The following is a 21,192-nucleotide window of genomic DNA, read 5'->3' as shown; positions in this document are numbered from 1 at the left end:
TGCGACCGGATTGGCGCTTGAAACCTCAGCCGCCCGTCCCAAGCTACAATGGGTGTTGCCATCGACAGGGCGCCAGGCGCCCTGTTTCGTTTGCGGCGGACGGATCCCAAGGGGGAGGCCGGGCGTCGTGTCCATCCAACCCGGTTCCTTCAATGATCAACAGCCTGCTTACCCGCGTATTTGGCAGTCGTAACGAACGACAGCTGCGCCAGCTCAACCGCATCGTCGCCAAGATCAATGCGCTGGAGCCGGAGATCGAGAAGCTTTCCGACGAGCAGCTTCAGGCCAAGACGCCGGAGTTCAAGCAGCGCATCGCCGGCGGTGAAGCCCTGGACAAGGTGCTGCCGGAAGCGTTCGCGGTCTGCCGCGAAGCCGGCCGCCGCGTGCTGGGCATGCGCCACTACGACGTGCAGCTGATCGGCGGCATGGTGCTTCACCTGGGCAAGATCGCAGAAATGCGCACCGGTGAAGGCAAGACCCTCGTGGCGACCCTGCCGGTGTACCTCAACGCGCTGGAAGGCAAGGGCGTGCACGTGGTCACCGTGAACGACTACCTGGCCCGCCGCGACGCCGCGCAGATGGGCAAGCTGTACAACTGGCTGGGCCTGAGCGTGGGCGTGGTGTACCCGGGCATGCCGCACAGCGACAAGCGCGAAGCCTACGCGGCCGACATCACCTACGGCACCAACAACGAATTCGGCTTCGACTACCTGCGCGACAACATGGCGCTGTCCAAGGCCGACCGTTACCAGCGCGGCCTGCACTACGCCATCGTCGACGAAGTCGACTCCATCCTGATCGACGAAGCGCGTACCCCGCTGATCATCTCCGGTCCGGCCGATGATTCCCCGGAGCTGTACATCCGCGTCAACCGCGTCGTGCCGCACCTGGTCAAGCAGGAAGCGGAAGACGGCGAGGGCGATTTCTGGGTCGACGAGAAGGGCAAGCAGGTGCACCTGTCCGAAGCGGGCATGGAGCACGCCGAGCAGCTGCTGGTTGAAGCCGGCATCCTCGACGGCGAGACCGAAGGCCTGTACGCGGCGCAGAACCTGACCGTGGTCCACCACCTCAACGCCGCCCTGCGCGCGCACGCGATCTACCAGCGTGACGTGGACTACATCGTGCGCGACGGCGAAGTGGTCATCGTCGATGAGTTCACCGGCCGTACCCTGGCCGGCCGCCGCTGGTCCGACGGCCTGCACCAGGCGGTGGAAGCGAAGGAAGGCGTGCCGGTCCAGCGCGAAAACCAGACGCTGGCCAGCATCACCTTCCAGAACCTGTTCCGCATGTACAAGAAGCTGTCCGGCATGACCGGTACGGCCGACACTGAAGCATTCGAGTTCCAGAGCATCTACGGCCTGGAAGTGGTGGTGATCCCGACCAACCGCCCGACCATCCGCAAGGACAGCCCGGACCAGGTGTTCCTCAACCGCAAGGGCAAGTTCAATGCGGTGCTGGCCGACATCGAAGAGTGCGCCAAGCGCGGCCAGCCGGTGCTGGTGGGTACCACCTCGATCGAAACCTCGGAAATGCTGTCCGAGCACCTGAGCAAGGCCGGCGTGAAGCACGAAGTGCTCAACGCCAAGCAGCATGACCGCGAAGCGACCATCGTCGCCAACGCTGGCCGCCCGGGCGCAGTGACCATCGCCACCAACATGGCCGGCCGCGGTACCGACATCGTGCTGGGCGGTTCGCTGGAAGCCGAGATCCACGCCCTGGGCGAGGACGCGACCGACGAGCAGAAGGCAGCGGTCAAGGCCGAATGGCAGAAGCGCCACGAGGCAGTGAAGGCGGCGGGCGGCCTGCACATCGTCGGCACCGAGCGCCACGAATCGCGTCGTATCGACAACCAGCTGCGCGGCCGTTCGGGCCGCCAGGGTGACCCGGGTTCGTCCCGCTTCTACCTGTCGCTGGAAGACAACCTGATGCGCATCTTCGCCTCCGACTGGGTGCAGAAGGCCATGCGCATGATGGGCATGAAGGAAGACGACGTCATCGAGGACCGCCTGGTCAGCCGCCAGATCGAAAAGGCGCAGCGCAAGGTCGAGGCCCACAACTTCGACATCCGCAAGAACCTGCTGGACTTCGACGACGTCAACAACGACCAGCGCAAGGTGATCTACGCCCAGCGCGACGAGCTGCTGGATGCCGAGTCGGTGAAGGCGAATGTCGATGGCATCCGCGACGACGTGATCTTCGACATCGTGGCGCGCTTCGTGCCGCCGAACTCGATCGACGAGCAGTGGGACCTGCGCGGCCTGGAAGCGACCCTGGAGTCGGACTTCGGCCTGCAGATGTCGCTGACCGACCTGGTCAAGGAACACGAAGAGCTGGACGCCGAGGCCATCGCCACCAAGGTCCAGGAGCGCGTCAACCAGCACTTCGCCGAGAAGGAAGCCGGCCTGGGCGAAGAAACCATGCGCGCGCTGGAGAAGCACGTGATGCTGACCGTGCTGGACCAGAGCTGGAAGGAGCACCTGGCGCGCATGGATTACCTGCGCCAGGGCATCTACCTGCGTGGTTACGCGCAGAAGCAGCCGAAGCAGGAATACAAGAAGGAAGCCTTCGAGCTGTTCTCGGACATGCTGGAGAACGTCAAGCGCGAAGTGGTGACCCTGCTGGCCCGCGTGCGCATCCGCAGCGACGAGGAAGTGCAGGCGCTGGAAGCGGCCGAGCGCCAGCAGGCGCAGGCGCGCCTGAGCCAGTCGCAGTTCCAGCACCAGGATGCCGGCGGTTACAGCGCCGACGAGGAAGCCGCGCAGGTCGAAGCCGCCCAGCAGGGCGTGGCCACGCTGCAGCGCGACGAGCCGAAGATCGGCCGCAATGATCCGTGCCCGTGCGGCAGTGGCAAGAAGTACAAGCACTGCCACGGCCAGCTGAGCTGACCCCGGAAGGCCCCGCGCAAGCGGGGCCTTCTGCTTTGGCGCGGGCGATCCGGCGCGGATTCGTGATTGCGCTGGCCGCCCTGTTCTGGGCATGCTGGCCCCATGGTTTCTCCCACCCGATCGATCCATGTCGTGGCCGCCGTCATCACCGACGCCCGTGGCCGCGTGCTGCTCAACCGCCGTACCGAGAACCGCGACATGGCTGGCCTGTGGGAGTTCCCCGGCGGCAAGCGCGAATCCGGCGAGACCTCCGAACAGGCGCTGGTGCGTGAACTGCGCGAAGAGCTGGGCATCGAGGCCGATGTCGGGCCCTGGCTGATGGATGTGCCGCAGCGCTATCCGGACAAGCACCTGACCCTGGAAGTGCGCCACGTGCGCAGCTGGAAGGGCACACCGCGCGGGCGCGAGGGCCAGGCGATCACCTGGGTGGCGCAGGACAAGCTGGGCCGCTATTCCATGCCGCCGGCCGACCTGCCGGTGGTGGCCGCACTGCGCCAACCGGATCGCTACCTCATCACGCCGGCGCCGGCCGAAGATGCCGGCGGCGTGCAGCACTGGCATGAACGGCTGCAGCAGGCAGTGGCGGCGGGCCAGCAGCGCATCCAGCTGCGCCTGCCGCCGGAGCATCCGCAACGGCAGGCGATGATCGAACAGGCCGTGCGCGCGCATCGTCGCGGCGTGCAGTGGCTGCTCAACCGCGATGTCGCGTTGGCCCGCACACTGGGCGTGGGCGTGCACCTGGGCAGCGAGCAGTTGCTGGCCCTGCAGGAGCGGCCCTTGCCGGAAGGACAGCTGGTCGCCGCGTCCTGCCACGACCTGGAGCAGCTGCAGGCGGCGCAGCAGTTGGGCTGCGACTTCGCGGTGCTCGGCCCGGTGCAGGCCACGGCCAGCCATCCCGGGGCAGTGCCGCTGGGCTGGGAGGCCTTCGCTGCGCTGCGCGCGCAGGTATCGCTCCCGATCTACGCGTTGGGCGGCATGGCCGCCGGCCATATCGCCGAAGCGCGTCGGCATGGCGGGCAGGGCATCGCTGCGATTCGTGGGCTGTGGCCGGCGTGAGCCGGCATGCAGGGTCAGATCCCTGCGCAGCAGGGCTCTGACCCCATCGCGGCAATCCGGGGTCGGAGCCCTTTTCGCTGGGAAGGGATCCGACCCCTCCCGATCACAACGTGATCCAGAAGCATCCGTATTGCCGCCGCAATCCCAGCACCGTGGACGCTCGCGACGCGCTGCCGGGCAGCGTCTGCTCCAGGCGCAGGCCGACCGGATGCCGTGGCGCTGGCGGCTCAGGGTCGGATTCCTGCGCCGCAGGGCTCTGACCCTCTTCCTGCGAGGACGCCAGCCCCTGTGGCGGATACACCGGCACCACGTCCACCAGTGGCCGCCGTGCCAAGGATTCCAACTGGCCGAGGATGCGCTGCGCGCCGGCATCGGAGACCGCACCCCACAGGTACAGCGAGGACAGCCGGTTCACATCGTTGCTGACGATGCCGGTGCGCAGTGCGTCCACCAGCTCGCTCAGGCGTCGTGGGCAGCGCGCACCCAGGGTGTCGCGTGGCAGGGTGCTGCCGGTGGGCGCGGGCGGTGGCAATCGCGACCGGGCGCCAACGCTGTCGCAGGGGCGGTCGGTATACACGCTCTGCCCCTGCGCATCGGTGCAGCGGTTCAAGCGCGGGGACTGCGCATGGACAATGCTCGATACCGAACACAACGACAGCAGCAACAGCAGGAAGGAAAACCGGTTCATCGGCGCAGGGTAGCGCCGATCGCGGTGGCATGGCGTGCTTTCAGCCGTGCAGCAGCTTCAACACCGACGTGGTCGGCTTGGCCAGGTTCAAGGTGTAGAAGTGCAGGCCCGGCGCGCCGCCCTCGATCAGGCGCTGGCACAGTTTGGCCACCACTTCGGTACCGAACGCCCGCACCGATTCGGCGTCATCGCCATAGGCCTGCATCTTGCGGCTGATCCAGCGCGGGATCTCCGCACCGCATTGCTCGGAGAAGCGGCGCAGCTGGCTGAAGTTGGCGATCGGCATGATGCCGGGCGTGATCGGCACCTGCACGCCGAGCCGGCGCACGGCATCGACGAAGTGGAAGTACGCATCCGGGTTGTAGAAATACTGGGTGATCGCCGCGTCGGCGCCGGCATCGATCTTGGCCTTGAAGTGCTTCAGGTCGGCCAGTGCATCGGAGGCCTGTGGATGGGTCTCCGGATAGGCACCGACTTCGATGCGGAAGGCGGTGCCGTGTTCGGCGCGGATGAAGTCGATCAGCTCGGCGGCGTAGCGCATGTCACCGGGGAAGCCCATGCCGGAGGGCAGGTCGCCACGCAGCGCGACCAGGCGATGGCAGCCGATGGCGCGGTACAGCTTGAGCAGTTCGCGGATTTCCTGGCGGGTGCCGCCGACACAGGACAGGTGCGGTGCAGCCTCGAAGCCGTGGTGCTGGTTGAGGTGGCGCACGGTCTCGGAGGTATAGCTCAGGGTCGAGCCACCGGCGCCGAAGGTACAGGACACGTACTCGGGGCCGTAGTCCTTCAGCCTGGCCGCGGCGCGGTCCAGCTGGCTGCGCTGTTCGTCGGTCTTGGGCGGATAGAACTCGAAGCTGATGGCGGTCATGGCACGGGCGGCAGCGGCGGGTGCGGGTCAGTATATCGCTTCATCAAGATGGATGTTAGTTGGGTGCATGGACTGGCACCGTCCGCCGCCGGCGACCGTTTGCCCGGGTCTGCGGCCGTTGCTCCGGAATCGCAACCTGGCTGCCGTAGCCGGGCGCACGCTGCTCCCATCCCGGCACCCCCCACCTGATGAAGGAGCACACGATGAAGATCTTCCTGGCACTCTGGTACGCGATGAAGGCCCTGGCCCGGCTGGCGATGATCGGCATGGCGATGGCCGTGCTCGGCTCCGGTTCCGCGCATGCCGCCACCGGCTCGACCGCTGGCAAGGTACAGGTCGAGGTGGTCGGCATGGGGCGACCGCTGCTGATGATCCCCGGCCTCAACAGCAGCGCCGAGGCCTGGCGCGAGACCTGCCTGGCCCTGAAGGACGTGCAGTGCCACCTGGTGCAGTTGCCGGGCTTTGCTGGCGCGGCACCGGCCGACCCGCGCCCGGCCGGCTTCCTGCCGGCGATGCGCGGGCAGCTGCTGGCCTACCTGCATGACCAGCACCTGGGGCCGGTGGTGGTGGTCGGCCACAGCCTCGGTGGCGTGCTGGGCCTGCAGATGGCGCAGGCCGAGCCGAAGGCGATCAGCGCACTGGTGGTGGTCGATGCCCTGCCGTTCCTGCCGGCGGCGCGCGACCCGAGTGCCACCGCTGACAGCGTGCGGCCGATGGCCGACCAGCTGCGCAAGGGCATGCTGGCCGCCGATGCCGTGCAATGGCAGGCGCAGTTGAAGGCGGGCCTGCCGGGCATGACCCGCGATCCGCGGCGCCAGGCCGAGCTGGGCCGCTGGGGCGAAGCCAGCGACCGCCAGACCACGGCCGATGCGATGCATGCGGTGATGACCACCGACCTGCGCGACAGCATCGCTTCGATCACCGCGCCGACGCTGGTGCTCGGCAGCTGGGCCGGCTACCAGCCGATGGGCGGCACCGAGGACGGCACGCGTGCGGTGTTCCAGGCCCAGTACGCGAACCTGCAGGGCGTGCAGATCGCGATGAGCGCGCAGGGTTTCCACTTCCTGATGTGGGATGATCCGCGCTGGTTGCAAGAACAGGTGCAGCGATTCCTCGCCGCGCATCCCTGACCCTTGTCCGCCCTCCTGCCACCGCCGAGAGCCCGCATGGACGCCACCACGCCTTCCCGCCGTTTCTGGACGCTCAATGCACTGGCATGGGCCGGCTATGCGCTGTACGGGCTGTGGGTCGGCATGCGGATCGGTGGCGGCATCGTGTTCAGTGGCATCGTGCTGATCACCGTCAGCGTCGCGGTCTCACTCTGGCTGTGCAGCGGCGCATTGCGTTCGGTTGCACTGCGCCAGCGCTGGTGGGAGGGCAGCCTGGGCAGCCTGGTGCTGAAACTGGCTGCCGGCGTGGTGCTCGGGGCCAGCGTCGCACAGGCGGTAACGGCGGCGCTGCTGCTGCCGGCGCTGGCGCTGGGTTGGGTGCAGCTGCCTGGCGGCCATGCGGATTACCAGTGGTCTTCGGTGCTGCTGTACTGGATGAACACCGCGTTGTTCCTGCTGGTGTGGACCGGTTTGTGGGCGGGCCTGCACGGCCTGCGGCGGGCACGCTACAGCGAGCTGGCACGCCTGCGCGCCGAAGCCGAACGCAGTGCGCTGGAACGTGACGCACTGCGTGCGCGGCTCAATCCGCATTTCATGTTCAATGCGCTGAACAACCTGCGTGCGCTGATCCTGGAAGACCCGGAACGGGCCCGTGACATGGTCACCCGCCTGTCGCGCACGCTGCGCCAGGCGCTCGCCCACAACCGCAGCGAGCAGGTCACGCTGGCCGAGGAACTGGCGGTGGTCGATGATTACCTGGCCATCGAGGCGGTCCATTTCGAACAGCGCCTGCAGGTGCGGCAGCAGATCGATGCCGATGCCACGCAGGCGCAGCTGCCGGCGATGGCGTTGCAGTTGCTGGTGGAGAACGCGATCAAGCACGGTATCGCCAGCCGACCCGGCGGCGGCGAGGTGCAGATCCGCGCCACGCTGGACAATGACGTGCTGCGGTTGCAGGTGGACAATCCACTTCCAACCGGCAGCGAACCCACCCATGGCCATGGCGTCGGCCTGGCCTACCTGCGTGCGCAGCTGGGCATGCGTGGCCGATTCGTGCTGCAACCGGCCGGTGACCGCATGCAGGCCCTGCTGGAGATTCCGCAATGACTGGCATGCTGCGCGTGTTGATCGTCGATGACGCACGGCTGGCCCGGCAGGAGCTGCGCACGCTGCTGTCGGCGCTGCCGTGGGTGCAGTGCGTGGGCGAGGCCGACGACGTGCCCGCCGCACGCGAGGCGATCACCACGCTGGCACCGGACCTGGTGCTGCTGGATGTGCAGATGCCCTCCGGCAGTGGTTTCGACGTGCTGGACGGCCTGGACACGGTGCCGGCCGTGGTCTTCGTCACCGCCTACGACACCTATGCGGTGCGTGCGTTCCAGGCCAACGCGCTGGACTATCTGGTGAAGCCGGTGGAGGCGCCGCGGCTGCTGGAAGCGCTCGAGCGGGCGCGGCAGTGCGAGGCGGTTGCGGCCGACGTGCCGGAATCGCGCGGCACGCTGGGTGCGCACGACCAGGTGTTCGTGCGCGAGGGTGAACGCTGCTGGTTCGTGGCAGTCTCCGAGATCCGTCGGCTGGTGGTGGATGGCAACTACACGCGGCTGTGGTTCCGCGACCAGAACGCACTGCTGACCCGCAGCCTGAGCGCGCTGGAAGCACGTCTGCCGCCGGATCTTTTCTTCCGCGCCAACCGCAACACACTGGTCAACCTGCGCCGTATCCGTGGGGTGTCGCCCAGCATCGGCGACGGCTATGACCTGACGCTGGATGATGGCAGCGAGGTGGAGGTATCGCGGCGGCAGGCACGCGAGCTGCGCGAGCGGATGGCGTTGTAGGTGCTGCCAGCGGTTACCCTGTGCAGCGGATTCCCAGATCACGCCGCGCCATGTCCATCGTCCTCACCGATTTCGCCCGTCCCCGCCTGTTCCCGCGCGTGCCACGCGGCAATACCATCCAGGACTGCACTGCCGAGCAGTTCGAGGCACACCTCAATGCGCACGCGCCGCTGAAGGTGCTCGACGGCTACGCCCCGTTCTGCAAGTTGTTCGTCTACGAGAACTGGACCAGCACGCGCTGCCTGACGGTGCCGGTCACCGAGGCCAACCGCCACCAGCTGCGCAGCGGCTACGAAGCGCGCAACCGCGAGGAACTGCCGGTACTGGTGCGCTGGTTCGAGGGCGTGGAGTCGCCGCGCGCGAACTACCTGGTGGTGATCCTGTACAACGCCGAGCAGCTGGCCAGGGAAGGCTCACCGATCGAAGCCGACTGGGGCATCGTCGGCTGCATCTATACCGCCGAACCGGAAGAAGTGCCGATGGCGCCGATCACCATGATGCGCAATGCGCTGGGCGTGGAGGAGGGCGGTTCCGGCGTGCCATTGGACAAGGAGGCCTACCGGCGCTCGGTGGAGTTCTGGGAGAACAACGCCAACTGGCGGCCGGGGTCGGATCCCCGCATCGCAGGGCTCTGACCCGATCATTCGAGCCCCCGGTCGAAGCCTTTTCCTGAGGACGGGATCCGACCCCAGGCGCGCGCTATGATCGGGCCAGGCAAACCCAAGGAGGGCAGGGCATGGCGGTCTGGGCAAGGATGATCCTGATGTTGCTGGCGGGCACGCTGCCCGCCACCCAGGTACTGGCCGCGAAGCCCTCTGCCGGGATGGCCTGCGAACCCATGGCACGCCTTCCCGGGCTGCGCGATGCAGGCGTGACCGCGCTGTCGATGCAGCCGCAGGACGGCCGCTGCGTGATTGAAGTGGCGGCGGCCAATGGCAACGCGCTGCGTCGGCAGCAACGAATGCTGGAGGCGCTGGTGCAGCATGCCTGCGCCGCGCCGGCGCACGTGACCGTGAATGAGGTGCAGGTATCCCTGCAGCTGCGCCTGCCGACGTCCTGCGCGGCACGCAGCAAACGGGATCTGTTCGCGGGTGAAGGTATTCCCTGGCTGCCTCCACACGGCGTGTCGCCGCGCTATCCGGTGGAGGCCATGCGGCAGGGGCTGTCCGGCCGCAGCATGCTGAAGGCGTTGGTCGATGCGCGGGGGCGCGTTGCGGCCGTGATCGTGGAGACCTCCAGCGGTCATGCGTTGCTGGATGACGCTGCAGCGGAGGAGCTGCAGGGCTGGCGTTTCAGCCGCGCCGATGCGAAGGGTACGGTGCCGGCGTTGACCCTCGTGCGCATGCCGATGCGGTATGAATTCGTGGAGTGAGCGTCATCCACGCATGGCATGGATCTAGACGTACCGCAGCGGAGCCACGCCGTGCGTGGCTGCATCACTGTCAGAGGCGCTTCCACTCCCACCACGGGTAGTGGTATTCACGCTCGGTGGCGCTCCACGGCTGCGTGCAGGACGTGCACGTCACCCGGTAGCACTCACCCCAGCCATCCTCGGCCTCGCCTCGTCCGAGCAGCAGCACGTGGCCCTGTTCCAGCAGCGGTGCCGGGTTGAAGAACACATAAGAAGGATAGAGTGCGCACAGGCACCCCTCACGCGCCCGCCAGTAGCGCAGCCGTTGCAGGGCCGCCTTCAGGTGCGCCTGGTTGCTGATCAGCATGCCGCCAAGGGCGATGCCCTCGCAGCTGCGTTCGATCGTATCCGCATGTGCGACCAACGCGTCCAACGACGCGGTGCTGAACAGCCGTGCCACCGTGCGTGCGGCATCGGTGATGCGCGTGGCATCGCGCGACAGCAGGTCCTGCAGCAGCACGTCGGCCTGTGCATCTTCGAGCCGGGGTACCGGCGCTGCAGACCACGGCCAGCGCATCAGCGTGACTTGCCGATGGCAGCGTAGTGGCCGGCGGTGAGGCGCAGAAGGTCGGCCGGTGCCAGTTCTACCTCGAGGCCGCGGCGCCCGGCGCTGACATGCAGCGCGGGCAGCGCTTCGGCACTGGCGTCCAGGAACGTGCGCAGGCGTTTCTTCTGCCCCAGCGGGCTGATGCCACCGACCAGGTAGCCGGTCGCGCGCTGTGCGGCATCGGCGGCGGCCATCTCGCACTTCTTGCAGCCGGCGGCTTCGGCCAGCGCCTTCAGGTCGAGCTGGCCGGCGACCGGCACGATCGCCACCAGCAGTTCGTGTGCTTCCGTGCTGGCCAGCAGGGTCTTGAACACCTGGGCCGGGTCGAGGCCGAGCTTGTCGACGGCTTCGCCGCCATACGATTCGGCGTGGGCGTCGTGCACGTAGCTGCGCACGGTGTGGGCGATCTTCTCGCGCTTGAGCAGGTTGATGGCCGGGGTCATGGGCGCATCCTAGCGCGAGGTAGGGATATTGCCTTGACCGAAACTCGCGCATCAACGCAGGACGGGCCCCCGAAGGGCCCGTCCCGGCTGTGATCGTCGGCATCCCGCGTCAGCGCGACATCGACTGCTGCGTCTGAATCTGTTCCTGGGTCTGTCGCTGCGACAGTTCGTTGTCCAGCGCCTGGCTATGCCGCGTGCTGTCCTGCAGCGTGTGGTTCGCCGCCTGCGACAGGTCGACGTAAGTGCGGTGCATGGCGGGATCGCCAAGCTGGCCCTGCACGGCGAACACGCCCTGGTTGTCCGGCCGCGCCAGCACGGTATCGACCTGGCTCATGCCAGCCAGCTTGGACTCGTAAGCCACCAGGCCCGCGGCGTTCTCGAGCTGGCTGCGGTCATTGAACAGTGGCGCCAGGCCACCCTGGCGGCGTTGTTCTTCCAGCGTTTCCAGCTTTTCCACGACCTGCTGGTAACGTGGGTTGTCGGCATGGCCGGGGGTGGCCATGGTCGGTTCGGCGGCCTGCTGTTGCTGTTGCGCGATGGCCTTGTCGAGCGCACCCAGGGTGGTGGCACCGACCTTGCCATCGACGGTGAGCTGGTGCTCACGCTGGAACTGCTTGACCGCTTCCAGGGTGCCGGGCCCGAAATCGCCATCGGCTACCAATGGCTTGCCGTCCTTGCCCAGGTAGCCCAGGTCGGCCAGCTTCTGCTGCATCGCCTTTACCTCATCGCCCCTGGCGCCGCTGACCAGTACGCCGTTGCCGCCGGGCGCGCCGGGCGACCCGTGCGAGGGGGCATGGGTGGGGGTGATGCCCAGCTGGGTCATGGCCCGGTCGAAGCGCTCATCGCGGCTGGTCACCGCGGCCGGCGACTGGATGCCGTACTTGGTGGCATCGACGAAGTTCTGCACGTCGCTGCGGGTCGGCGGATTGCCGGCCTGGACCGTACCGCCCAGCAGCTTTTCCGCGTTGCCGGCCAGATAGCTGATGAACTGCGGGCCCATGCCGCCGAACTGGTTGTCATAGTCGGCCATGGCCAGCTGCAGTTCGGGGTTGGCCGCGATGGCATCGGCGGCGGCCGGGTTGGTGGCACGCACCTTGGCGATGGCTTCATCGACGCGCTCGATGGCGCTGTCCAGCTTGTCGTTGGTGAGCTGGTCCATCTTCGCCTGCGGAATGGCCTGCAACTTGGCGTCAAGCGCCGCCAGCTGCCGGGTGCTCAATCCGCCCTGCTGGGACAGCAGTTCGATGTCAGCGGCGGTGAAGCCGTTGTCGCGCAGGAAACGCCTGGCCTGTGGATTGCCGCCGACATCGAACTGCACCAGTCCGAACGAGTAGGTGCTTGCGCCTTTCTGCGCGTATGAGAAGTGGTCCAGGTGGCGGGTGTTGCCGCCCAGCTCCGTGTTGAGGAACAGCGTGGACAGTTGTTCGCGGGTAAGGGTGGAATCCTTTGCCATGGTCATCGTCCTTCAATGTGGGAAAAAGCGCCGGGCGCACCCAGCGGATGTCAGCCGGCGCAGTGCTGCTGCGTGAAGCCGAGCAGCTGGCGGACGGCCTGGGTGCCGTAGGCGGCCGATGCCGGTTCGAGGGCGAACTGGCCGATCATCTGGTTACTGCACAGCTGCACGTTGCGCTTGCCGGCGGTGGTTTCCTGGATGCAGTTGGCCGCCAGCACGGCGTTGGGGCCACCGCCCACGTTGGTGGCGGCCGTACAGCCCAGCAGGCGGCCTTCCTGGCCGTTTTCTCCCAGCAGCGTGTTGAAGTTCGCCAACTGGCTGTTGGGGTCGCGCAGCACCAGCAGGTCCACGCACTGCTGCTGGCCGTCGGGCACTTCGCAGGCGTCCTGGTCGACCAGGCCGTCGCGCGTGGCCGAGAGCACCTTGAGGCGATCGGCAAATACCTGTTGCAGGCAGTGCGCGTCACCGCACAGGTCGCGCGTATGCTGGATCCAGCGCTGCTGCTCGGCCTGCAGCTTGTCCTTGCCGGCGGCATCGAGGGTGTCGCGTGCGGAGGCTTCAGCCTTGGCCAGCTCGCCTTCCTGCTGCAACAGGGCGGGGTCGTTGCAGATCAGGGTCTGCACCTGTGATGCCCCCTCGGCGCAGGCAGCGCTGCTGCCCGTGGCCGCTGCCGGGGTGCTGGTTGCCTTGCCGTCGGTGCTTGCCTGGCCGGTGTTCGCTGCCGGCGCGCTGGCACCGGCATCGCTGCCAGGCGGGCTGCAGGCGGCCAGCAGGGCCACCCAGCACAGGATCATCAGGGGCTTCATCGCCCGGGTCACTCGGTCATTGTTGCGCGGCATGTCCTGTCCTTTGCTGTCTGCGTCCCGGCGCATGGCCTGCAGTTGGCAGTCCATGGGGGCATAGAGACTAGCAAGCGGCTTCTTAGGGCACTGTGACAGGGCGCGCGGATCTGCTGCGGGGCGACGCAACGCAGAACGGGCGCCCGAAGGCGCCCGTTCTGTCTGCATCTGTTGCCGGGGTCAGCGCCCTTTCCTGCGGAAAGGGATCCGACCCCGCCTGCGCCGGTAGTGCCGGCCGCTGGCCGGCACCGCGCACGATCAGTAGCGGTAGTGGTCCGGCTTGAACGGGCCTTCCACCGGCACGCCGATGTAGTCGGCCTGTTCCTGGCTCAGGGTGGTCAGCTTCACGCCGATCTTTTCCAGGTGCAGGCGAGCCACTTCTTCGTCCAGCTTCTTCGGCAGCAGGTACACCTTCTTCTCGTAGCTGTCCTTGTTCGCCCACAGGTCGATCTGTGCCAGGGTCTGGTTGGCGAAGCTGTTGGACATCACGAAGCTCGGGTGGCCGGTGGCGCAGCCCAGGTTCACCAGGCGGCCTTCGGCCAGCAGGAAGATCGCATTGCCGTTCGGGAAGATGTACTTGTCGACCTGCGGCTTGATGTTGACGTGCTTGATGCCGGCGAAGGACACCAGTGCGTCGACCTGGATCTCGTTGTCGAAGTGGCCGATGTTGCAGACAATGGCCTGGTCCTTCATCGCGCGCAGGTGCTCGATGCGGATGATGTCCCTGTTGCCGGTGGTGGTGACGTACAGGTCGGCACGGCCCAGGGTCGATTCGATGGTGTTGACTTCATAGCCTTCCATCGCCGCCTGCAGGGCGCAGATCGGGTCGATCTCGGTGACGATCACGCGCGCGCCGTAGGCACGCAGCGACGCGGCGCAGCCCTTGCCGACATCGCCGTAGCCACAGACCACGGCTACCTTGCCGGCCAGCATCACGTCCATCGCGCGCTTCAGGCCGTCGGCCAGCGACTCGCGGCAGCCATACAGGTTGTCGAACTTGCTCTTGGTGACCGAGTCGTTGACGTTGATCGCCGGGATCAGCAGGGTGCCGGCCTGGGCCAGCTGGTACAGGCGATGCACGCCGGTGGTGGTCTCTTCGGAGACGCCCTTCCAGTCCTTGACCACGCGGCCCCAGTAACCCGGGCGCTCCTTGGCGACGCGCTTGAGCAGGTTCTTGATGACCTGTTCTTCGTGCGAGGCGGACGCGGTGTTGACCCAGTCGCTGCCGTTTTCCAGTTCGTAGCCCTTGTGGATCAGCAGGGTCACGTCACCGCCGTCGTCCACCACCAGTTCCGGGCCGGTCAGGGTGCCGTCGGCCAGGGTGAAGGTCAGCGCGTCCAGGGTGCAGTCCCAGTACTCTTCCAGGGTCTCGCCCTTCCAGGCGAACACCGGGGTGCCGGTGGCGGCGATGGCGGCAGCCGCGTGGTCCTGGGTCGAGAAGATGTTGCACGAGGCCCAGCGCACGTCGGCGCCGATGTCCTTCAGGGTCTCGATCAGCACCGCTGTCTGGATGGTCATGTGCAGCGAGCCGGTCACGCGCACGCCCTTCAGCGGCAGCTCGGCCTGGTACTTGCGGCGGATCGACATCAGGCCCGGCATTTCGTGCTCGGCGATGTCCAGTTCCTTGCGGCCCCAGTCGGCCAGCGTGATGTCGCGGATCTTGTAATCACCTTCGGTGGAGAAGGTCTTGGCAACAGCGTTCATTCGTGTGCTCCGGTTGTGGGCGAGCGGGTGCTCGCATCTAGCCGGGCGCCGTTGTTACAAAGCCACCTTACCGAGCCTGGCCGGGCCTCATCGGATCCGGTCGCAGCGCCCCTCGGCAGGGGAGAACCCCCATTATATCGCGGCCCCGGCATGACATCCGGATGACCCAACCATCGGCAGATGGGGGCGCGTGCACGGCCTGTTAAGGTCGGTGCTTTCACGCATCACGCAGGTAGAACGATGAGCATGCACGCGCGCCGTACGCGGCGCTGGACCGGCCTGGTCCTGTCGATGGGACTGCTGGCCGTGGCCCCGCTGGCCTGGGCGGTGGCCCCACAGCCCGCTGCAGCACAGGCGCAGGGTGCCAATGGCTACGAACTGCCCTCGGCGGCGCTGCAGGCGGTGGTCGACGCACCGCGCGCGCCGTCGCTGCACCTGTCGCCTCGCCGCGACATGGCCGCGTTGATGCAGGTGCCGTCGCTGCCGCCGATCCGGGTGGTGGCGCAGCCGGAACTGAAGCTGGCCGGCCTGCGCATCAACCCGCGCACGTTCTCCGACAGCCGTTTCAGCTTCGGCGAGAAGGTGTGGCTGATGAACGTGGCCGATGGCAAGGAACGGCAGATCAGCGGCCTGCCGGCCACGCTGTCGATCGCCAGCCTGATGTGGTCTCCGGATCAGAAGTGGCTCGCTTTCAACCAGGTCGACGCCATCAGCGGCGCCAACGAACTGTGGCTGGTGGACGTGGCCGCCGGCAGCGCCCGCCGCCTGGTTGCCGGCTTGAACACGGTGATCGGCAGCGGTTACCAGTGGCTGCCGGACAGCCGCGGGCTGGTGGTGTTCACCCGCCCGGCCAACCTCGGTGCGGCCCCGGCCACCGACGGCATCCCGACCGGCCCGGCCGTGCAGCAGACCCGCCAGGGCGATGGCGTGGTGTCGATCCGTACCTACCAGGACCTGCTGAAGAACGAGGCTGACGCGCGCCAGTTCGACTACTACGCCACCACACAGCCGGTGGAAGTCAGCCTGGATGGCAGCACCCGCCCGATCGGCGCGGCCGGCATCTTCATGGGCTTCTCCGTGTCGCCGGATGGCCGCTTCGTGCTGCGCCAGCCGGTGCAGCGCCCGTATTCCTACGTGGTGCCGGTGAGCAGTTTCCCGCGCCGCATTGAAGTGATCGACCGTGCCAGCGGCAAGCTGGTGCATACCGTGGCCGTGCGTCCGCTGGTGGAAGGCCTGCCGACCGGCAACGACGCCGAAGTGACCGGCGTGCGTGACATCGGCTGGCGTGGTGATGCCGACGCGACCCTGGTCTGGGCCGAAGCGCAGGATGGTGGCGACCCGAACAGGGATGCCAAGGTGCGCGATGCGGTGCTGATGCAGGCCGCGCCGTTCGACACGCCGCCGGTGACGCTGGCCCAGCTGGGTAGCCGCCTGGCCGGTATCAGCTGGGGCCGTGGCGACCTGGCCCTGCTGACCGAATCGTGGTGGAAGACCCGCAGGACCAAGACCTGGCTGATCGCCCCGGACAATGCCAGCGCCGAACCGCGCCTGCTGTGGGATCGCGATGCGCAGGACCGCTACGCCGATCCGGGCCGGCCGCTGCGGGCCAGCGACGAGCGCGGCCGTTCGCTGCTGCAGACCAGCGCCGATGGCGGCAGCCTGTACCTGGCCGGCGCCGGTGCTTCGCCGGAAGGCGACCGTCCGTTCGTGGACCGCTTCGACATCGCCACGGGCAAGGCAACGCGCCTGTTCCACTCGCAGGCACCGAGCTATGCGCTGCCGGTGGCATTGCTGGACAAGCAGGGCAGTTCGCTGCTGCTGAGCCGCGAGAGCCCGGACGAGCCGGCCAACTTCTACGTGCAGTCGCTGGCCGATGCTGGGAGCGCACCGCGCGCGCTGACCCATTTCGCGCATCCGCTGCCGCAGCTGAAGGGTGTGCAGAAGGAGCAGATCCGCTACAAGCGCAAGGACGGCGTCGACCTGACCGCGACCCTGCTGCTGCCGCCGGGATACGACCCGAAGCGCGACGGCCCGCGCCCGCTGCTGATGTGGGCCTACCCGGGCGAGTTCAAGAGCGCGGCCGCGGCCAGCCAGGTGACCGATTCGCCGTATCGCTTCAATGCGGTCAGCTACTGGGGTCCGCAGGCGTTCCTGGCCAAGGGTTACGTGGTGCTGGCCAGCCCGTCGATGCCGATCATCGGCGAGGGCGACAAGGAGCCGAACGACACCTACATCGAACAGCTGGTGGCCAATGCGCAGGCGGCCGTGGATGAAGTGGTGCGGCGTGGCGTGACCGACCGCGATCACATCGCCATTGGTGGCCATTCGTACGGTGCGTTCATGACGGCCAACCTGCTGGCACACACCCGCCTGTTCAAGGCGGGCATTGCGCGCAGCGGCGCCTACAACCGCACGCTCACGCCGTTCGGCTTCCAGGCCGAGGAGCGCAACTACTGGCAGGCGCAGGACGTCTACCAGAAGATGGCGCCGTTCAATTACGCCGACAGGATCAAGGATCCGATCCTGTTCATCCACGGCGTGGACGACAACAACTCCGGCACGTTCCCGATCCAGAGCGAGCGCATGTTCGCGGCGGTGAAGGGCCTGGGTGGCACCGCGCGGCTGGTGATGCTGCCCAACGAATCGCATGCCTACCGCGCACGCGAATCGATCATGACCATGCTGGCCGAGAGCGAGCGCTGGCTGGAGCAGACCATCGGCCCGGCCGAGCAGGGCACGGCGAAAAAGAAGCGCTGATACGTGCATGAGGGTGGCCGCTGCAACAGCGGCCGCCTGTGCGGCTGCGCCGCCGCCCGAGCATGGGCTCGGGCGCTACACGGTGTCACGCGCCATGACGCTTGTAGAGCCGAGCCCATGCTCGGCTGCGTCCGCCATGGATACGTGCAGATGAAACCATTCTTGCATCGCAGCACGACGCCCGATCTGGGATAGGCTTGGGGTCTGGATCCGTTGACCGAGGCCTGTGCGTCGCCGATGAACGAGTACCGCAGCAGCATCGAGTTTGCTTCCCCCGATCTTCCGCTTCGCGATGACGTGCGCCGGCTCGGCGCACTGGTGGGTGACCTGCTGGTCGAACAGGTTTCGGCCGCGTTTCTCGACGATGTCGAGGACGTGCGCACCCGCGCCATTGCCCGCCGCGAGAACCAGGCGCCGCTGTCGGAGCTGGCCGAAGGGCTGGCCGGGCGCACGCCGCAGCAGGCCGAGACCATGGTGCGGGCCTTCAGCACCTACTTCCAGGTGGTCAACATCGCCGAGCGCGTGCATCGCATCCGCCGCCGCCGTGATTACCAGCGTGCCGGTACCGCCGGGGCGCAGCCCGACGGCCTGCAGGATGCGCTGCAGCACCTGAAGGCGCAGGGCGTGGGCCTGGATGAGCTGGCGCAGTGGCTGCCGCGCATCGACATCGAACCGGTGTTCACCGCGCACCCGACCGAAGCGGTGCGCCGCGCGCTGCTGGAGAAAGAGCAGCTGATGGTGGCCAGCCTGGTCGACAACCTCGACGGCCAGCGCACGCCGGGGGAAGCGGCCGCCGATGCTGCGCGCTTCCGCATGGCGCTGACCGCTTCGTGGCAAACCACCGATTCCTCGCCGGTGCGGCCTACCGTCGATGACGAGCGCGAGCACGTCGGCTTCTATCTGGTGCAGGTGCTGTACCGGGTGATCCCGGTGCTGTACGAATCGCTGCAGCAGGCGCTGCGCGATACCTACGGCGAAGAACTGCCGCTGCCGCGCCTGCTGCGCTTCGGTACGTGGGTGGGCGGCGACATGGACGGCAACCCGAACGTGGATGCCCACACCATCCGCACTACGCTGGACGCGCAGCGGCAGGCCGTGCTGGGTCGCTACCAGAAGGAACTGCTGCAGCTGGCCAGCCTGCTCAGCCAGTCCACCGAGCGGGTGGGCGTGAGCGAGGCGCTGCAGGCGCGCGTGGCGCACTACCAGCAGCTGCTGCCGCAGGTGCAGTCGCGCCCGCGCCATGCCGACATGCCGTACCGCCTGCTCAACGACCGCATGCGTGCACGCCTGCAGGCCACGTTGGATGACGGCGAAGGCGCCTACGCCGGTCCGGACGAACTGATCGACGACCTGCAGCTGATCCTCGACAGCCTGCGCGCCAACCGCGGCGAACATGCCGGTGGCTTCGCCGTGCAGCGCCTGCTGTGGCGGGTGAAGACCTTCGGCTTCCACCTGGCGCGGTTGGACGTGCGCCAGGAATCGAGCGTGCACGCGCGCGCGCTGGCCACGGTGCTGGGCGGCGACGCAGCGTGGGACGGTCTGGATGCCTTGGGCCGCGCACGCCTGCTGGCGCCGCATGCCAGTGGTGACGCGCCGTTGCCGAAGGGCGACGACGAAGGCAACCGGCGACTGGACGCCGTGTTCGCCGCACTGGCCGATGCCCGTGCGCGGCATGGTGGCGATGCACTGGGCAGCTACATCATCTCGATGGCACATGACCGCAGCGACGTGCTGGCGGTGCTGGCGCTGGCGCGCCGTGGCGGCCTGGTGGAAGAGAACGGATCAGTACCGCTGGATATCGCGCCGCTGTTCGAGACGGTGGAGGACCTCAAGCGCGGCACCGCGACCCTGCGTGATCTGCTGGCCGACCCGATCTATCGCGCGCACCTGCAAGCGCGCGATGACGTGCAGATGGTGATGCTGGGCTATTCGGACAGCAGCAAGGACGGTGGCATCGCCGCATCGCGCTGGGGCCTGCAGCGTGCACAGGTGGAGCTGCTGGAGGTGGCGGCCGAGGCCGGCATCCGCCTGACCTTCTTCCATGGCCGTGGCGGCTCGATCAGCCGCGGTGGCGGCAAGACCACGCACGCGGTGGACGCATCGCCGCGCGGCAGCATCGATGGCCGCCTGCGGGTGACCGAGCAGGGCGAGGTGATCCATCGCAAGTACGGCATCCGTGCGCTGGCCCTGCGCTCGCTGGAGCAGGCCACCGGTGCGGTGCTGCGTGCCAGCCTGCGCCCGCGTGCCGCCGAGCCGCGCGAGGATGAGTGGCGACCGGTGATGGACGCGGTGGCATCGGCCAGCAGCGAGGTGTATCGCGCGTTCGTTGGCCAGGCCGGCTTCATGGACTACTTCCGCACCGCCACGCCGATCGACGTGATCGAACGCATGACGCTGGGCTCGCGGCCATCGCGCCGGCTCGGCCAGGACGCCGCGCTGGGCAACCTGCGTGCGATTCCCTGGGTGTTCGCCTGGAGCCAGGCGCGCGCGGTGATTCCCGGTTGGTACGGCGTGGGCAGTGGCCTGCAGGCGGCGGTTGCTGCCGGCCACGAACAGACCCTGCGCGAGATGGCGCGGGACTGGCCGTTCTTCCGCACCTTCCTGGACGACATCGCGATGGTGCTGTCCAAGGGCGATATCACCATCGCCGAGCAGTTTTCGCTGTTGTCGGGTGAACGGCACGGGCACTTCTTCCCGCAGGTGCAGCGCGAACTGGAACTCACCGGGCACTGGCTGCTGGCGCTGATGGGCCAGCGGACGCTGCTCGACCACGATGCGCGGCTGGCGCTGTCGATCCGCCTGCGCAATCCCTACGTCGATCCGATCAGCGTGCTGCAGGTGGACCTGTTGCAGCGCTGGCGGGCCAGCTGGCGCGAGGATGACGGGTTGCTGCGCGCGCTGGTGGCCTGCGTGAACGGTGTTGCGCAGGGCGTGCAGAACACCGGTTGATCCGCACCCGCCGGGCATGGCCCGGCGAATTCGCAATGGTAGTGCCGGCCGCTGGCCGGCAACCTCATGATGTCCGGCAGCACACGCGAGGTTGCCGGCCAGCGGCCGGCACTACCTCATTCCTCCGGTGACGGCGGATTCGATGCCAGCAGTTCCAGATGGCGCTGTTCCATTTCCTGGCGCAGCTGGCGGCGGATCTGCGCGGCGGCCTGGCGGCGCTTCTCGTCGGACGTCGCCGGCTGCAGGGGCGGGACGGGCGTCGGCCGGCCTTCCTCATCCACGGCCACCATGGTGAAGAAGCAGCTGTTGGCGTGGCGCACGCTGCGCTTGAGGATGTCCTCGGCCACCACCTTGATGCCGATCTCCATCGACGAGGTGCCGGTATGGTTCACCGAGGCCAGGAAGGTGACCAGCTCGCCCACCGCGATCGGCTGGCGGAACATCACCTGGTCCACCGACAGGGTGACCACGTAGCTGCCGGCGTAACGGCTGGCGCAGGCGTAGGCAACCTGGTCGAGCAGGCGCAGGATGGCGCCGCCGTGGACCTTGCCGGAGAAATTGGCCATCTCCGGCGACATCAGCACGGTCATGGACAGCTGGTGGGTTTTCAGTTCGGTCGACATGCGGCGATTGTATCGGCAACCGGGT

The 21,192-nt window shown here is 67.6% G+C and carries 17 protein-coding genes and 1 riboswitch; of the genes, 9 read left to right on the top strand and 8 right to left on the bottom strand.

Annotation, left to right across the window (positions count from 1 at the left end; genetic code table 11):
• Positions 1–152 precede the first annotated feature (152 nt).
• Together secA and AC5QAB_RS11185 are read left to right on the top strand one after the other, a co-directional pair.
• On the top strand, positions 153–2,885 hold the full coding sequence (gene secA / locus AC5QAB_RS11190; RefSeq protein WP_014645947.1) for a preprotein translocase subunit SecA: 2,733 nt from the start codon (positions 153–155) through the stop codon (positions 2,883–2,885).
• 102 nt (positions 2,886–2,987) lie between these two features.
• The gene (locus AC5QAB_RS11185; protein ID WP_049406070.1) at positions 2,988–3,941 is read left to right on the top strand and encodes a Nudix family hydrolase; all 954 of its coding nucleotides are present in this window, start codon (positions 2,988–2,990) and stop codon (positions 3,939–3,941) included.
• Positions 3,942–4,044: 103 nt separating this feature from the next.
• Here the strand turns inward: AC5QAB_RS11185 and AC5QAB_RS11180 are convergent, their stop codons facing one another.
• The gene (locus AC5QAB_RS11180) at positions 4,045–4,629 is read right to left on the bottom strand and encodes a DUF4124 domain-containing protein (protein ID WP_075076538.1); all 585 of its coding nucleotides are present in this window, start codon (positions 4,627–4,629) and stop codon (positions 4,045–4,047) included.
• Positions 4,630–4,669: 40 nt separating this feature from the next.
• The gene (gene metF, locus AC5QAB_RS11175) at positions 4,670–5,497 is read right to left on the bottom strand and encodes a methylenetetrahydrofolate reductase [NAD(P)H] (protein ID WP_032956691.1); all 828 of its coding nucleotides are present in this window, start codon (positions 5,495–5,497) and stop codon (positions 4,670–4,672) included.
• Between the two features lie 203 nt (positions 5,498–5,700).
• Here metF and AC5QAB_RS11170 point away from each other — a divergent pair, with 203 nt between their 5' ends.
• From AC5QAB_RS11170 to AC5QAB_RS11150, 5 genes are all read left to right on the top strand, one after another.
• Complete coding sequence (locus tag AC5QAB_RS11170) at positions 5,701–6,627, top strand: alpha/beta fold hydrolase (protein ID WP_164077298.1); 927 nt, start codon at positions 5,701–5,703, stop codon at positions 6,625–6,627.
• A gap of 36 nt (positions 6,628–6,663) precedes the next feature.
• Positions 6,664–7,713 carry a sensor histidine kinase gene (locus AC5QAB_RS11165; RefSeq protein WP_014645952.1) on the top strand — a complete coding sequence of 350 codons (1,050 nt, stop codon included), beginning with the start codon at positions 6,664–6,666 and terminating at the stop codon, positions 7,711–7,713.
• Positions 7,710–8,441, top strand: a complete 732-nt coding sequence (locus tag AC5QAB_RS11160) for a LytR/AlgR family response regulator transcription factor (protein ID WP_014645953.1) — start codon at positions 7,710–7,712, stop codon at positions 8,439–8,441. Before AC5QAB_RS11165 ends, AC5QAB_RS11160 begins: the two co-directional genes overlap by 4 nt.
• Positions 8,442–8,491: 50 nt before the next feature.
• Positions 8,492–9,076: a DUF3228 family protein gene (locus tag AC5QAB_RS11155; RefSeq protein ID WP_014645954.1), complete on the top strand. Its 585-nt coding sequence runs from the start codon at positions 8,492–8,494 to the stop codon at positions 9,074–9,076.
• 101 nt (positions 9,077–9,177) lie between these two features.
• The gene (locus tag AC5QAB_RS11150; protein WP_134967123.1) at positions 9,178–9,813 is read left to right on the top strand and encodes an energy transducer TonB; all 636 of its coding nucleotides are present in this window, start codon (positions 9,178–9,180) and stop codon (positions 9,811–9,813) included.
• A 70-nt stretch (positions 9,814–9,883) separates the two neighbouring features.
• Here AC5QAB_RS11150 and AC5QAB_RS11145 read toward each other — a convergent pair whose 3' ends face one another.
• From AC5QAB_RS11145 to ahcY, 5 genes are all read right to left on the bottom strand, one after another.
• Positions 9,884–10,369 carry a hypothetical protein gene (locus AC5QAB_RS11145; RefSeq protein WP_197561680.1) on the bottom strand — a complete coding sequence of 162 codons (486 nt, stop codon included), beginning with the start codon at positions 10,367–10,369 and terminating at the stop codon, positions 9,884–9,886.
• On the bottom strand, positions 10,369–10,842 hold the full coding sequence (ybaK, locus tag AC5QAB_RS11140; protein WP_014645957.1) for a Cys-tRNA(Pro) deacylase: 474 nt from the start codon (positions 10,840–10,842) through the stop codon (positions 10,369–10,371). Before ybaK ends, AC5QAB_RS11145 begins: the two co-directional genes overlap by 1 nt.
• A gap of 109 nt (positions 10,843–10,951) precedes the next feature.
• Complete coding sequence (locus AC5QAB_RS11135) at positions 10,952–12,295, bottom strand: peptidoglycan-binding protein (protein ID WP_495233389.1); 1,344 nt, start codon at positions 12,293–12,295, stop codon at positions 10,952–10,954.
• Between the two features lie 50 nt (positions 12,296–12,345).
• Positions 12,346–13,134, bottom strand: a complete 789-nt coding sequence (locus tag AC5QAB_RS11130; protein ID WP_197561678.1) for a lysozyme inhibitor LprI family protein — start codon at positions 13,132–13,134, stop codon at positions 12,346–12,348.
• Between the two features lie 258 nt (positions 13,135–13,392).
• Positions 13,393–14,838 (bottom strand): adenosylhomocysteinase, encoded by a 1,446-nt coding sequence (gene ahcY / locus AC5QAB_RS11125; RefSeq protein ID WP_197561677.1) that lies wholly within the window; start codon positions 14,836–14,838, stop codon positions 13,393–13,395.
• A gap of 36 nt (positions 14,839–14,874) precedes the next feature.
• Positions 14,875–14,958, bottom strand: a riboswitch (S-adenosyl-L-homocysteine riboswitch).
• A gap of 120 nt (positions 14,959–15,078) precedes the next feature.
• On the opposite strand from ahcY, the gene AC5QAB_RS11120 reads away from it, so the two are divergent.
• Both AC5QAB_RS11120 and ppc read left to right on the top strand, forming a co-directional pair.
• Positions 15,079–17,595, top strand: coding sequence for a S9 family peptidase (locus tag AC5QAB_RS11120; protein ID WP_197561676.1), 2,517 nt, complete (start codon positions 15,079–15,081; stop codon positions 17,593–17,595).
• Positions 17,596–17,832: 237 nt separating this feature from the next.
• Positions 17,833–20,544: a phosphoenolpyruvate carboxylase gene (gene ppc / locus AC5QAB_RS11115; protein WP_197561675.1), complete on the top strand. Its 2,712-nt coding sequence runs from the start codon at positions 17,833–17,835 to the stop codon at positions 20,542–20,544.
• Positions 20,545–20,660: 116 nt separating this feature from the next.
• On the opposite strand, the gene AC5QAB_RS11110 is transcribed toward ppc, so the two are convergent.
• Positions 20,661–21,167, bottom strand: coding sequence for an acyl-CoA thioesterase (locus AC5QAB_RS11110; protein WP_010481883.1), 507 nt, complete (start codon positions 21,165–21,167; stop codon positions 20,661–20,663).
• Between the last annotated feature and the right edge of the window lie 25 nt (positions 21,168–21,192).

It is taken from the genome of Stenotrophomonas sp. YJH_SMC_127, assembly GCF_059372445.1.
The sequence above is the reverse complement of the archived record's forward strand: the minus strand, read 5'-3'. Positions and strand labels throughout refer to the sequence as shown.

What these genes read in the sequence shown, in the direction of transcription:
- secA (WP_014645947.1), top strand. Translation starts at nt 153, where the DNA reads ATGATCAACAGCCTGCTTACCCGCGTATTTGGCAGTCGTAACGAACGA.
- AC5QAB_RS11185 (WP_049406070.1), top strand. Translation starts at nt 2,988, where the DNA reads ATGGTTTCTCCCACCCGATCGATCCATGTCGTGGCCGCCGTCATCACC.
- AC5QAB_RS11180 (WP_075076538.1), bottom strand. Translation starts at nt 4,629, where the DNA reads ATGAACCGGTTTTCCTTCCTGCTGTTGCTGCTGTCGTTGTGTTCGGTA.
- metF (WP_032956691.1), bottom strand. Translation starts at nt 5,497, where the DNA reads ATGACCGCCATCAGCTTCGAGTTCTATCCGCCCAAGACCGACGAACAG.
- AC5QAB_RS11170 (WP_164077298.1), top strand. Translation starts at nt 5,701, where the DNA reads ATGAAGATCTTCCTGGCACTCTGGTACGCGATGAAGGCCCTGGCCCGG.
- AC5QAB_RS11165 (WP_014645952.1), top strand. Translation starts at nt 6,664, where the DNA reads ATGGACGCCACCACGCCTTCCCGCCGTTTCTGGACGCTCAATGCACTG.
- AC5QAB_RS11160 (WP_014645953.1), top strand. Translation starts at nt 7,710, where the DNA reads ATGACTGGCATGCTGCGCGTGTTGATCGTCGATGACGCACGGCTGGCC.
- AC5QAB_RS11155 (WP_014645954.1), top strand. Translation starts at nt 8,492, where the DNA reads ATGTCCATCGTCCTCACCGATTTCGCCCGTCCCCGCCTGTTCCCGCGC.
- AC5QAB_RS11150 (WP_134967123.1), top strand. Translation starts at nt 9,178, where the DNA reads ATGGCGGTCTGGGCAAGGATGATCCTGATGTTGCTGGCGGGCACGCTG.
- AC5QAB_RS11145 (WP_197561680.1), bottom strand. Translation starts at nt 10,369, where the DNA reads ATGCGCTGGCCGTGGTCTGCAGCGCCGGTACCCCGGCTCGAAGATGCA.
- ybaK (WP_014645957.1), bottom strand. Translation starts at nt 10,842, where the DNA reads ATGACCCCGGCCATCAACCTGCTCAAGCGCGAGAAGATCGCCCACACC.
- AC5QAB_RS11135 (WP_495233389.1), bottom strand. Translation starts at nt 12,295, where the DNA reads ATGGCAAAGGATTCCACCCTTACCCGCGAACAACTGTCCACGCTGTTC.
- AC5QAB_RS11130 (WP_197561678.1), bottom strand. Translation starts at nt 13,134, where the DNA reads ATGCCGCGCAACAATGACCGAGTGACCCGGGCGATGAAGCCCCTGATG.
- ahcY (WP_197561677.1), bottom strand. Translation starts at nt 14,838, where the DNA reads ATGAACGCTGTTGCCAAGACCTTCTCCACCGAAGGTGATTACAAGATC.
- AC5QAB_RS11120 (WP_197561676.1), top strand. Translation starts at nt 15,079, where the DNA reads ATGAGCATGCACGCGCGCCGTACGCGGCGCTGGACCGGCCTGGTCCTG.
- ppc (WP_197561675.1), top strand. Translation starts at nt 17,833, where the DNA reads ATGAACGAGTACCGCAGCAGCATCGAGTTTGCTTCCCCCGATCTTCCG.
- AC5QAB_RS11110 (WP_010481883.1), bottom strand. Translation starts at nt 21,167, where the DNA reads ATGTCGACCGAACTGAAAACCCACCAGCTGTCCATGACCGTGCTGATG.